We start from the raw sequence: 12,535 nt of genomic DNA, 5'->3' as shown, positions 1-12,535 counted from the left end.
ACAAGCCCGGTTCCGCGGCAGGACACGGAGAAGCCCGTGACCGCCGGACGGTCACGGGCTTCCTCGTGGGACGGGGCCGTGGGGCCCTACATGCCGACTTCCTTCATCAGCATGCCGACCTCGGTGTTGGTGAGGCGGCGCAGCCAGCCCGACTTCTGGTCGCCCAGCGCGATCGGACCGAAGGCGGTGCGGACCAGCTTCTCGACCGGGAAGCCGGCCTCGGCCAGCATGCGGCGCACGATGTGCTTGCGGCCCTCGTGCAGGGTGACCTCGACGAGGTAGTTCTTGCCGGTCTGCTCGACCACGCGGAAGTGGTCGGCGCGGGCGTAGCCGTCCTCCAGCTGGATGCCGTCCTTGAGCCGCTTGCCGACCTCGCGGGGCAGCGGGCCGGTGATGGCGGCCAGGTAGGTCTTCTTCACGCCGTACTTCGGGTGCGTGAGGCGGTGGGCCAGCTCACCGTGGTTGGTGAGCAGGATGATGCCCTCGGTCTCCGTGTCGAGCCGGCCGACGTGGAACAGCCGGGTCTCGCGGTTGGTGACGTAGTCGCCGAGGCACTGGCGGCCGTCCGGGTCCTCCATGGTGGAGACGACGCCGGCCGGCTTGTTCAGCGCGAAGAACAGGTACGACTGGGTGGCGACGGTCAGGCCGTCCACCTTGATCTCGTCGTTCTCCGGGTCGACCCGCTTGCCCTGTTCCAGGACGATCTCGCCGTTGACCTCGACGCGGGCCTGCTCGATGAGCTCCTCGCAGGCGCGTCGCGAGCCCATGCCGGCGCGGGCGAGGACCTTCTGCAGGCGCTCGCCCTCCTGCTCGGCGCCGGGGAAGGTCTTCGGGGTCTTGATCTCCGGCCGGTTCTCGTACCGCTCCCGGTTGCGCTGCTCGATCTTGGCGTCGAGCTCCCGCGAGCGGGCCGGGGCCTGCCGCTGCCCGTGCGGGCCGCGGCGGGGCGGAGTGCCGCCCTGGGGGGCCTTGGGGCCGCCCTTGGCGCCACCGCGGGCCGCGGCGCCGCGGCCCTTCTTCGGGGCCTCGGAGGGGCCGCTCACGTCGTAGGAGCGCTCCTCGGGGCGCGGCCGACGCGTGTTGCTCGGGCGCTGATCGCCGCGGCCGCCACCGCCGCCGCCCTGGTACCCGCCGCCGGAGCCGCCCTGGTACCCGCCGCCACCGCCGCCGCCCTGGTACCCGCCGCCGGAGCCGCCCTGGTACCCGCCGCCACCGCCGCCGCCCCGGTGGCCACCGCCACCCGAGCCGCTGCCGCCGGAGCCACCCCGGTAGCCGCCACCGCCGGAGCCGCTGCCGCTGCCACCGGAGCCCCGGTAACCGCCGCCGCCTCCGGAGCCGCTGCCACCACGGCCGCCGGAGCCGCTGCCACCACGGCCGCCGCCGCTGCTGCCGCCGCGGCCGCCGCTGTTGCCACCACGGCTCCCGCCGTTGTTTCCGCTGCTGTTCCTGCCGCTGCTGCTTCGCATCAAACTTCCGTCTTGTCGTCGTCCTCACGATCCGGTGCATCCGGATCGAACGACGGGACCCCTTCCAACGAGTCCGGCTCGACCGCCTCCGCCTCGGGGAGGAAGGGCGCCAGCTCGGGGAGCTCGTCCAGGCCGCGCAGGCCCATCCGCTCCAGGAAGTAGTTCGTCGTCCTGTACAGGATCGCACCTGTTTCGGGTTCCGCGCCCGCCTCCTCCACCAGACCGCGCTGGAGGAGGGTCCGCATCACCCCGTCGCAGTTCACTCCGCGGACCGCGGAGACCCGGGAACGGCTGACCGGCTGGCGGTACGCGACGACCGCGAGGGTCTCCAGGGCCGCCTGGGTGAGCCGGGCCTGCTGCCCGTCGAGCACGAAGGCCTCGACGGCGGCGGCGTGGGAGGCCCGGGAGTAGTACCGCCAGCCGCCGGCCACCCGCCGCAGCTCGAAGCCGCGGCCCTGGACGGTGTACTCGTCGGCCAGCTCGTGCAGCGCGTCGGCCACCTCGCGCGGGGTGCGCTCCAGGACCTTGGCGAGATGGGCCTCGGTGGCGGGCTCGTCGACGACCATGAGGACGGCTTCGAGGGCGGGCTTGAGGTCGCTCACGCGGTGGCCTCCTGGTCGAATTCGTCGGTCACGGCCCCGGACGGGTCCGTCTCGCCGCCGGTCCAGGAGACCGTGAGGTCCCCGAGGGCGGTCTCCTGGTCGAGGGCGACGGCCTTCTCCCGGTAGAGCTCCAGGAGGGCGAGGAAGCGGGCCACGACGGTGAGGGTGTCGCCGGCGTCCTCGATCAGCTCGCGGAAGACCGCCGTCCCGCGCTCGCGGAGCAGGGCGACGACCACGGCGGCCTGCTCGCGGACGCTGACCAGCGGCGCGTGGATGTGGTCGACGTACACCTGGGGCTCGGGCTTGGGCCGCATGGCCTTCACGGCCAGCTTGGCGAAGCCCTCGGCGCCGATGGAGATGACGACCTCGGGCAGCAGCTCGGCGTGGTGCGGTTCGAGCCCGACGGTACGGGGATGGCGGCGGCCCTCGGCCTCCCAGCGCTCCTCGAGGATCGCCGCGATGCGCTTGTACGCGCGGTACTGGAGGAGCCGGGCGAACAGCAGGTCGCGGGCCTCCAGGAGCGCGAGGTCCGCCTCGTCCTCCACCTCGGCGGCGGGCAGCAGCCGGGCGGCCTTGAGGTCGAGCAGCGTGGCGGCGACGACGAGGAACTCGGTGGTCTGGTCGAGGTCCCCGTCGGGCCCCAGCGCCCGCAGATGCGCCATGAACTCGTCGGTCACCTGCGAGAGCGCCACTTCGGTCACGTCGAGCTTGTGCTTGGTGATCAGCTGGAGGAGCAGGTCGAACGGCCCCTCGAAGTTCGCCAGCCGCACCGTGAACCGCCCGTCCCCGGCCTCGGCGGCCTCGGCGGACTTGCCGGACTCGGCAAACCCGACGGGCTCCCTGGCCTCGGCGGACCCGACGGACCCGACGGATTCGACGGACCCGACGGACTCAGCTTCGAAGGATTCGACGGCATCGACGGCATCGACGGGAACGGCACGGGCGGGTTCCAGGACCTCCGGCGCCCCGGCCGGTGAGGACCCCACGACTCCGGACCGAGGCTCCGCCACGGGGACGGCCCGCGGGTGCTCCGGCTCCCGCTCCGCCACGGGTTCCACGGGTGCGGGCTCCGGCTCGCCCGGGCCGCGGCCCAGGGGGCGGCGGCGCGGCGGGCGGGACGTTTCGTCAGAGGCGTGGTGCATGGGATCCAGGGAGAACGGGAGCGCGGCAGCCCGCAGGCTACCGTCAGCGGCCGCGCAGGCGGCGGACGAGGATGCTCGCGTCGCCGCGGGATTCCAGGTCCGCCAGGACGACCGCGACGGCCTCCCGGACGATCCGGCCCCGGTCGACGGCGAGACCGTGCTCGCCGCGGAGCACCAGCCGGGCGTGCTCCAGGTCCATCAGCTCCTCGGCGGAGACGTAGACCGTGATCTTCTCGTCGTGGCGCTCGCGGCCGCTGGGCCGCCGGTTCGGGGTACGGCCGCCGCGCCGCCGGACGGCCGCCGGGGCGGGTACCGCGGCGGAGGGCGCGGCCTTCGGAGCGGCGCTCTCGGGCTCCGCGGTCCGGACGCGCGGTTCGGCCGCCTCGGAGTCCGCCGCCGTGTGCTCCGCGGGGCCCTCGGCCGCCGCCGTGTCGCTCTCGCCCGCCGGGGCCGGGACGGCCCGGCGGGGTGAGGACGACTGGAGCGCCGTCCCCCCGGTCGTACGGAAGAGTTCGTCGGCGCCGGGCAGACTCACTCGGCGTGACACCGGGCGAGCACCTCCCTGGCGAGCTGGCGGTAGGCGGCGGCGCCCACGGAGTTGGAGGCGTACGTGGTGATGGGCTCGCCGGCGACCGTGGTCTCCGGGAAGCGCACGGTCCGCCCGATGACCGTGTGGTACACGTGGTCGTCGAAGGCCTCGACGACGCGCGCGAGGACCTCACGGCTGTGCACGGTGCGGGAGTCGTACATCGTGGCGAGGATGCCGTCGAGCTCCAGCTCGGGGTTGAGCCGCTCCTGGACCTTCTCGATGGTCTCGGTGAGCAGCGCGACTCCGCGGAGCGCGAAGAACTCGCATTCCAGCGGCACGATCACCTTGTGAGCCGCCGTCAGGGCGTTGACGGTCAGCAGGCCGAGCGAGGGCTGACAGTCGATCACGATGTAGTCGTAGTCGTTCATCAGCGGCTTCAGGGCGCGCTGCAGCGTGGACTCGCGCGCGACCTCGCTGACCAGCTGGACTTCGGCGGCCGAGAGGTCGATGTTGCTCGGCAGCAGGTCCATGTTGGGCACGGCGGTCTTGAGGAGGACCTCGTCCGCCGACATGCCCCGCTCCATGAGCAGGTTGTAGACGGTGAGGTCGAGCTCCATCGGGTTCACGCCGAGGCCGACCGACAGGGCTCCCTGCGGGTCGAAGTCGACGAGCAGTACCCGTCGTCCGTACTCCGCGAGCGCGGCACCCAGGTTGATGGTCGACGTGGTCTTGCCGACGCCGCCCTTCTGGTTGCACATCGCGATGATCTTCGCGGGTCCGTGGTCGGTCAGGGGACCCGGGATCGGGAAGTACGGCAGGGGCCGTCCGGTGGGGCCGATCCGCTCGCGGCGCTGGCGGGCAGCGTCGGGTGCGAGGGTGGCCGCGTACTCCGGGTCGGGCTCGTACTCGGCGTCGGGGTCGTAGAAGTGCCCCTCGGGCACCTCGTCGTAGGCGGCGAAGTGGGTGGACTCTCGGCCCATCTCGTTGCCGGCCGTGGCGTTCACGTGTAGGCCGTCCATCGTCTTCATCGTGTGGGCTGTCGTCATGGGCTGGTGCGTCGCGAAGGTCCGCACCGCGACGGAGCCGATCGGAGCACCTGGCGCACCGCTCCCGGGAGTAATTGTCGACTCATTCACAAGTCGTCTTACCTCCTTGGATGTCACCAGGAACATTTATCGATAGGTCAGCGTGGCACCATGCCGACGGTTGGCGACTCTATGGCGTGTCACCACTCCGCAGCAACACAATCCGCCGGACCCGGCCCGATGTGTCGGCAACCGAACACCTCTCTGTCAAGGGTGCGCAGCCACGCATCCACACGTTTCAGGGGTGTGCGAAACGGTTAAAGGGTTACGTTCGAGGCGAGTTGCCCGAACGTTTCGGCGTGGCCGGAGACACAGCCGGCCGGACCTTGTCGAACAAGGTCCGGCCGGGGGTGCGGCATTGACGGCACGCGTTGACGGCGGTGCCGCGCGGGTCAGCCCAGGAGGGTGTTCAGCTCGACGTGGTCGAGGCCGTGCGCCTCCGCGACCTCCTTGTAAACCACCTTGCCGTCATGGGTGTTGAGGCCCAGGGCGAGCGCGGCGTCGCGGCGCAGCGCCTCGACCCAGCCGTTGTTCGCCAGCGACACGATGTAGGGCAGCGTGGCGTTGGTGAGGGCGTAGGTGGAGGTGTTCGGGACCGCGCCGGGCATGTTGGCGACGCAGTAGAAGACCGAGTTGTGGACCTGGAAGGTCGGCTCGGCGTGGGTGGTCGCGTGCGAGTCCTCGAAGCAGCCGCCCTGGTCGATCGCAATGTCGACAAGGACACTTCCGGGCTTCATCTTGGCGACGAGCTCGTTGGTGACCAGCTTCGGGGCCTTGGCGCCCGGGATGAGGACCGCGCCGATGACGAGGTCGGCCTCGACGACGGCCTTCTCCAGCTCGAAGGCGTTGGAGACGATCGTCTTCACCTTGGTGCCGAAGATCTTGTCGGCCTCGCGGAGCTTGTTGATGTCACGGTCGAGCAGGGTCACGTGGAAGCCCATGCCGACGGCGATCTGGGTGGCGTTCCAGCCGGAGACGCCGCCGCCGATGACGACGCACTCGCCGGCGTGGGTGCCGGGGACGCCGCCGGGGAGGACACCGCGGCCGCCGACGGAGCGCATCAGGTGGTACGCGCCGACCTGGGGGGCCAGGCGGCCCGCGACCTCGGACATCGGGGCGAGCAGCGGCAGCGCGCGGTTGGCGGTCTCGACGGTCTCGTACGCGATGGCGGTGGTGCCGGACTCGAGCAGCGCGTCCGTGCACTCGCGGGAGGCGGCCAGGTGCAGGTAGGTGAAGAGGGTCTGGTCCTTGCGGAGACGGTGGTACTCCTCCGCGATCGGCTCCTTGACCTTGAGCAGCAGGTCGGCGGTGGCCCAGACCTCGTCGGCGGTGGCGAGGATCTCGGCGCCGGCGGCGACGTACTCCTCGTCGGTGATCGACGAGCCGACACCGGCGTTCTGCTCGATGAAGACCTGGTGGCCGTTACGGACGAGCTCGTGGACACCGGCAGGGGTGATGGCCACGCGGAACTCGTTGTTCTTGACCTCGCGGGGGATGCCGACCTTCATCGTCGATCACGGTCCTTGAATCAGGGGGATACATGGGGCACTGCGATACATACCCGGATGCACTGCGGCGCACCGGGGCAGACCACGTTCGAACGCGGCGCACCCAGTCTAATGAAGGAGTTCCCGGTGTCTAGCCTTTCAAAGTACTAATCTTTCTCGGAGCCACTGCGGATTTCGTAGGCCACGGCTTCCGATTCCAGCAATCTGTCCGCCGCCGCCCGGTGCAGCCCGGCGGCGGCCGGGTCGCCGAGCCGGTCGAGGGTGTCGGCCAGCCGCAGCTGGAGCGCCGCCTGGAGCCGGGTGTCCTGGGCCCGGCGGGCCCACTCCACCGCTTCCTCGCAGGTCCGCAGCGACTCCTCGGGCCGTCCGGCGTACTCCTGGACCCGGGCCGCCTCGCTCAACGCCCTTGCGTGGCCCGGGAGATCCGCGAGCCTCCGGTAGCCGGCCGCGGCCGCCCGCCAGTTCCGCAGGGCCTCGCCGTACCGCCCCGCATAGGTCTGCACGGCGCCGAGGCGGGCGTACAGCCGGGCCTGGTCGCCGCGCTCGTCCCGGGCGAGGCGCTGCGCGAGCGCCCGCCCGTACCAGTCGCCCGCCCGCTGCCAGTCCCCCAGCTCCTGATACGCCCCACCTACGGATTCCATTGCGCGGCCGGTCGCGTACGGGTCATTTGCTTCGCGTCCGGCATCCAAAGCCAACCGATATCGCAGCAGAGCGTCCTTCGTCCTCCCGGTCCTGGCATCCAGATCGGCCAGGTTCAGCAGGGCGGCGGCCCGCTCCCGGTGCAGTCCGCGCCGCTCGGCCACGTCGAGGACCAGCCGGTGCAGGCCGTACAGCTCGGGCGCCGCCGCCTCCGCCCCCCGGTGCGCGGCCAGCGCCCTGACCAGGGAGGCGACCAGCCGGCGGGCCAGCGTGTCGAGCTCGCCGTCGGCGACGGCGAGCCGGGCGGAGGCGAGGAGGACGGGCTGCCGGGAGTCCAGCCAGGCTGCCCCGGCGGCCGCGTTCGGGAAGCGCAGGGCGCGCGGGAGCCCGGCCAGCTTCCGGCGGGCGGACGAGCCCTCGGGTTCGGTGACCGCACGGCACGACTGGAGGAGCCGTACGGTCCGCTCCAGCATCCGGGCCCGGGCGAGCTGCACCTCGGCGGGCCGGTCGCGCTCCTCCAGCTCGGCGCGGAGCAGGGGCACGAGGTGCCCGGGCACCTCGTACTGACCGTCCTCACCGACGGAGACGAGCCCCAGGGCGGCGAAGTCGGCGAGCGTCGTGGCCGCCGCCGAGACCGAGCAGCCGGCCAGCGCGGAAGCCGTGTGCGCGTCGGCCCGCCCGAGCGGCGCCAGCGACAGGAACCGCAGTATCCGCGCGGCGGGCCGGTCCAGCCCCTCGTGGGCGAGGTGGAAGGCGCGGGAGATCGGATCACCGCTCAGCGCGCGAAGCCTCTTGGCCAGATCGGCGACGGACGCCTTCGGCCGGGCCGACAGCCAGCTGCCGGCCAGCACCACCGCCCCGGGCAGCCCGCCGCACTCCTCCACCAGCGTCTCCGCCGCCTGCGGGTCGACGGTGATCCGCACCGAGCCGGTGAAGGCGGTGAGCAGTTCGATGGCCGACTTCGGGTCCAGGCCGCCCAGCGTGCAGGGCCGTACGTCCGGGATGCCGGTGAGCGGTCCGCGGGCGACCCCCACCACCAGCGCGTCCGGGTTGTCCGGGATCAGCGGATCGGCCTGCTCCGCGTCCACGGCGTCGTCGAGCACCAGCACGGCGCGGCGCGTGCCGAGTGCCCCGCGCACCAGTTCCGTCAGCTCGTCCTCGCCCGCGCCCGGAGGTTCGGCGACCCCGAGCGCCGCGAGCAGCCCCTGGGCCGCCCGCCCCGTCGGCACGGGCTCCCCTCCCGGCTCCGTCAGCCGGGCCCGGAACACCCCGTCGGGGTACCGGTCCCCCAGCCCCGCCGCCAGTTCCTCCGCCAGTGCGGTACGGCCGGAGCCGGGCTTGCCCGCGATCAGCAGCACCCGGGCCCGGGGGGCCTTCCGCCCCGTCAGCGTGTCCAGACCGGTCCGTTCGATGTCGGCGCGCAGAGCCTTCAACTCCCGCTGCCGGCCGAAGAACTGCCGGCTGCCCGGCGCCGCCACCGCCTGATCCGTCACGGGCCACGCTCCCGTCCACCTGCACACGAGCCGATCCCGCGGGGGGCTCCGCACGGGCGATCCCGAGCGTAGTTCCTCCCCCTCCCCCACCCCCTCCCACCACTCCCCACCGGTCCCCCGATCAGATCAACCGATCGTCACACCACTCACCCCGCTACGGCCCCCCGCTCCCCTGCCACGGCCCCCACCCGTTGTGAGCCCTCGTTCCGCCGGGACGGCGCCCACCCCCGCGCTCCGCCCGCCCTCCGTTGTGGACCCTCGTTCCGCCGGGACGTGCCCACCCCCGCGCCTCCGCCCACCGCGTTGTGGGCAATCGCCCTGCTGAGGCGGTGCCCACCGGCAACCGCCGGTGCCCCCGTCGTGGGCGATCGTCCCGCTGGGGCGGTGCCCAGCTTCGCGCCTCCGCCCCGCGCGTTGTGGACCCTCGTTCCGTCGGGGCGGTGCCCGCCCCCGCGCCCACCGCGTTGTGGGCAACCGTTCCGCCGGGGCGATGCCCACCCCCGTGCCTTCGCCCACCCCGTTGTGGGCCCTCGTTTCGCTGGGCGGTGCTCATCCCCCGCGCCCCGCGCGTTGTGGGCGATCGTTCCGCCGGGGCGGGCCCCGCCCACCCCCGTTGTGGGCAATCGTTCCGCTGGGGCGGAACGGGTGGGCACAACGGACGGCGCCCCCTGCCGGGCCCAGGCTTCCGGGCCCGAACCCGCACCCGGTGCGCACCGGACTGTGAGTGCGGGCCAGGGCACAAGGGGCGGAGGCGCCGCCAAGGGCGCCGTCCCGTGTGCCCACCCGTCCCGCCCAGCGGGACGATTGCCCACACTGCGGGCGGGCGAGGGCGCACACGGCGACGGGCGCAGGCTCACACGGCAGCGGGCGCGGGCCCCCACGGCAGCGAGCGCGGCGGCCGACAGCCCCAGCGGGCGGGGCCCCACACGAGGCGCGGCGGCCGACAGCCCAGCGGGCGGGTCCGCACACGAGGTGCGGCGGGTGACAGCCCGGGTGGGCGCGGGCCCAACCTGCGGCGGGTGCCAGCCCACACGCACCGCCGCACCCATGGCCGCAAGGCCGAGGAGCCCAGGCGCGCGCGGCCTGCGAAAGGCAAGGGGCCGGGCCCATAAGGCGAGGGGCGAGGGCCCGGGCCGGGACGGCGTAAAGGCCGAAGGGCCCGGCCCCAAACGGCGTAAAGGCCAAGGCCCCCGGGCCCGGACGGCGTAAAGGCCGAAGGACCCGGGCCCGGAGGGCGTAAAGGTCAAGGGCCCCGGGCCCGGAAGGCGTAAAGAACGCGGAGCCCGGCGCGGGCCCGCTGGAAGCGAGGGGCCCGCGGGGCGCGGGGGGCGAGGGGCCCCGGGAGGGGTCAGGCCTCGAAGGGGCGGGCGGGCCAGGGGGCGGTGGGAGGCCGCAGGGAGTCCATCCCGTCCCCCGCCCGCACCGCCGCGAGGGAGAGGACCCCCACCACGAGGCACGTGTTGTGGAGGTCCCCCGCGAGCACCCCCCGCACGAGCTCGGCGAGCGGCACCCGCGCCAGCTCCATGTCGGCCTCCTCGTCGGAGACCTCGTAGCGCTCGCCCTCCACGTCGGCGAGATCGCGGGCGAGGAAGATCCGGAGGGCCTCGTCGGTGCCGCCCGGGGAGGTGTAGACGTCGGTGAGAACCCGCCAGTCCGCCGCCTTGACGTGGGCCTCCTCGTACAGCTCGCGCTGGGCGGCGTGGAGGGGGTTCTCGCCGGGGACGTCGAGCAGTCCGGCGGGGATCTCCCAGAGCTTCTGCCGGACGGGGTGCCGGTACTGCTTGATCAGCAGGACCCTGTCCTGCTCGTCGAGGGCGAGGACGGCCACCGAGCCGGGGTGGACCTGGTAGTCGCGGCGGGCGACCGTGCCGTCCCGCATGACGACGTCGTCGGTGCGGACACTCGTCTTCTTTCCCTGGAAGGGGGTCGCCGTCGCCGCGACCGGCCATTCCTCCGGGGTGTCCTGCAAGTCCATCTGGGTCCTCCCACGTGCGAACCGCATACGAAAGCCGGGGCACGGGCCCGTGAGGACCCGTACCCCGGCAACGTTAACGCCGACCGACGACAGCGCCGGTCACTTCGCCGGCTTGCCGGTCTTCCGCTCGACGGCCGCCTTGACGAGGCCCGCGAAGAGCGGGTGCGGGCGGGTCGGGCGCGAGCGCAGCTCCGGGTGCGCCTGGGTGGCGACCAGGTAGGGGTGGACGTCGCGCGGGTACTCGACGTACTCGACGAGCTTGTTGTCCGGGGAGGTGCCGGAGAAGACCAGACCGGCCTTCTTCTCCAGCTCCGCGCGGTAGGAGTTGTTGACCTCGTAGCGGTGGCGGTGACGCTCGTCGATGTACGGCTGGTCGCCGTAGACCTCGCGGACGATCGAGCCCTCGGCGAGCTTCGCCGGGTAGAGGCCCAGGCGCATCGTTCCGCCCAGGTCGCCGGCGCCCTCGACGTACGCCAGCTGCTCCTCCATCGTGGAGACGACGGGGTGCGCGGTGGCGGGGTCGAACTCGGTGGAGTTGGCGTCCGGGATGTCCGCCAGGTTCCGCGCGGCCTCGATGACGATGCACTGCAGGCCCAGGCAGATGCCGAGCAGCGGCACCTTGTTCTCGCGGGCGTACTGGATGGCGCCGATCTTGCCGTTCACACCGCGGTCGCCGAAGCCGCCGGGGATCAGGACCGCGTCGACGTCGCCGAGCTGCTTCTGCGCGCCCGCCGGGGTCTTGCAGTCGTCGGAGGTGACCCACTTGACCTTGACGCGGGCCTTGTTGGCGAAGCCGCCGGCACGCATGGCCTCGGTGATCGAGAGGTACGCGTCGGGCAGGTCGATGTACTTGCCGACGAGCGCGACCGTGACCTCGTGCTCCGGGTTGTGGACGCGGTCGAGCAGGTCGTCCCAGGTGGACCAGTCCACGTCGCGGAACGGCAGGTCGAGCTTGCGGACGACGTAGGCGTCCAGGCCCTCGGTGTGCAGCACCTTCGGGATGTCGTAGATCGACTTGGCGTCGATGGCGGCGACCACCGCGGCCTCGTCGACGTCGCACATCAGCGAGATCTTGCGCTTGATGGCGGTCGGGACCTCGCGGTCGGCGCGGAGCACGATGGCGTCCGGCTGGATGCCGATGTTGCGCAGGGCGGCGACGGAGTGCTGGGTCGGCTTGGTCTTCAGCTCGCCGGAGGGACCGATGTAGGGCAGCAGCGAGATGTGCACGACGAAGACGTTGTCGCGGCCGACCTCGTGGCGGACCTGGCGGACGGTCTCCAGGAACGGCAGGGACTCGATGTCGCCGACCGTGCCGCCGACCTCGGTGATGACGACGTCCACGTCGTCGGTCGCCATGCGGCGGATCCGGGACTTGATCTCGTTGGTGATGTGCGGGATGACCTGCACGGTGTCGCCGAGGTACTCGCCGCGCCGCTCCTTGGCGATGACCTGCGAGTAGACCTGGCCGGTGGTGACGTTGGCCGAGCCGTCCAGGTCGACGTCGAGGAAGCGCTCGTAGTGGCCGATGTCCAGGTCGGTCTCGGCGCCGTCGTTGGTGACGAACACCTCGCCGTGCTGGAAGGGGTTCATCGTGCCCGGGTCGACGTTCAGGTACGGGTCGAGCTTCTGCATCGTGACCCGAAGGCCGCGGGCCTTGAGGAGCGCACCCAGGCTGGAGGCGGTCAGGCCCTTGCCGAGGGAGGAGGCGACACCCCCGGTGACGAAGATGTGCTTGGTCGTCGTGGTGTTGGGCGGCATCGCCAAGAGGGGGCTCCCGTGGTCGCGTTCTGGAGGTGCGTACCGGCGTGCCCTCCGGAAGAATCGGGGGGTGCCGTCGCTGCGGTTGCGGGGTCCTCGGCTGTCGCCGTTTCCCACCGGTCCACGGGGTACCAGGGTATCAGCGACATCGGGAGACCGCTTCCGGCCACACGCGGCAGTCGGGTGTTCACGCACGGCGACGCGGGCGGCCGGGCGGACGGCGGTACGAGCCTGGGGCGACCCGCCCACCAGGGGAAAGGGGGCGTCGGGCCAAGCCGCCCAGGAGGAGACGGGGGCCGTTAACCTGATCGGAGCAACGCCTTTGACCGGCGTGATCA

Annotated in this window: 9 protein-coding genes; all 9 read right to left on the bottom strand. The window is 72.5% G+C overall.

What is annotated here, in order from left to right:
- Positions 1 to 86 precede the first annotated feature (86 nt).
- Positions 87 to 1,466: a pseudouridine synthase gene (locus AC067A_RS32600; RefSeq protein ID WP_479246546.1), complete on the bottom strand. Its 1,380-nt coding sequence runs from the start codon at positions 1,464 to 1,466 to the stop codon at positions 87 to 89.
- The gene (gene scpB, locus AC067A_RS32595) at positions 1,466 to 2,032 is read right to left on the bottom strand and encodes an SMC-Scp complex subunit ScpB (RefSeq protein WP_051034245.1); all 567 of its coding nucleotides are present in this window, start codon (positions 2,030 to 2,032) and stop codon (positions 1,466 to 1,468) included. The genes AC067A_RS32600 and scpB overlap by 1 nt, the downstream gene beginning before the upstream one ends.
- Positions 2,033 to 2,064: 32 nt before the next feature.
- Positions 2,065 to 3,054 carry a segregation and condensation protein A gene (locus AC067A_RS32590; protein ID WP_479246545.1) on the bottom strand — a complete coding sequence of 330 codons (990 nt, stop codon included), beginning with the start codon at positions 3,052 to 3,054 and terminating at the stop codon, positions 2,065 to 2,067.
- A 199-nt stretch (positions 3,055 to 3,253) separates the two neighbouring features.
- The gene (locus tag AC067A_RS32585) at positions 3,254 to 3,757 is read right to left on the bottom strand and encodes a hypothetical protein (protein ID WP_479246543.1); all 504 of its coding nucleotides are present in this window, start codon (positions 3,755 to 3,757) and stop codon (positions 3,254 to 3,256) included.
- Positions 3,742 to 4,767 carry a ParA family protein gene (locus AC067A_RS32580; RefSeq protein ID WP_030212665.1) on the bottom strand — a complete coding sequence of 342 codons (1,026 nt, stop codon included), beginning with the start codon at positions 4,765 to 4,767 and terminating at the stop codon, positions 3,742 to 3,744. Before AC067A_RS32580 ends, AC067A_RS32585 begins: the two co-directional genes overlap by 16 nt.
- Before the next feature lie 449 nt (positions 4,768 to 5,216).
- Complete coding sequence (gene ald / locus AC067A_RS32575; protein WP_479246541.1) at positions 5,217 to 6,332, bottom strand: alanine dehydrogenase; 1,116 nt, start codon at positions 6,330 to 6,332, stop codon at positions 5,217 to 5,219.
- Positions 6,333 to 6,478: 146 nt separating this feature from the next.
- Positions 6,479 to 8,464: an AAA family ATPase gene (locus tag AC067A_RS32570; RefSeq protein WP_479246540.1), complete on the bottom strand. Its 1,986-nt coding sequence runs from the start codon at positions 8,462 to 8,464 to the stop codon at positions 6,479 to 6,481.
- Positions 8,465 to 9,812: 1,348 nt separating this feature from the next.
- Positions 9,813 to 10,439 (bottom strand): NUDIX domain-containing protein, encoded by a 627-nt coding sequence (locus AC067A_RS32565; RefSeq protein WP_479246538.1) that lies wholly within the window; start codon positions 10,437 to 10,439, stop codon positions 9,813 to 9,815.
- 99 nt (positions 10,440 to 10,538) lie between these two features.
- Positions 10,539 to 12,197, bottom strand: coding sequence for a CTP synthase (locus AC067A_RS32560; protein ID WP_479246626.1), 1,659 nt, complete (start codon positions 12,195 to 12,197; stop codon positions 10,539 to 10,541).
- Positions 12,198 to 12,535 lie beyond the last annotated feature (338 nt).

This window comes from Streptomyces sp. NPDC043176, from assembly GCF_056436715.1.
The sequence above is the reverse complement of the archived record's forward strand: the minus strand, read 5'-3'. Positions and strand labels throughout refer to the sequence as shown.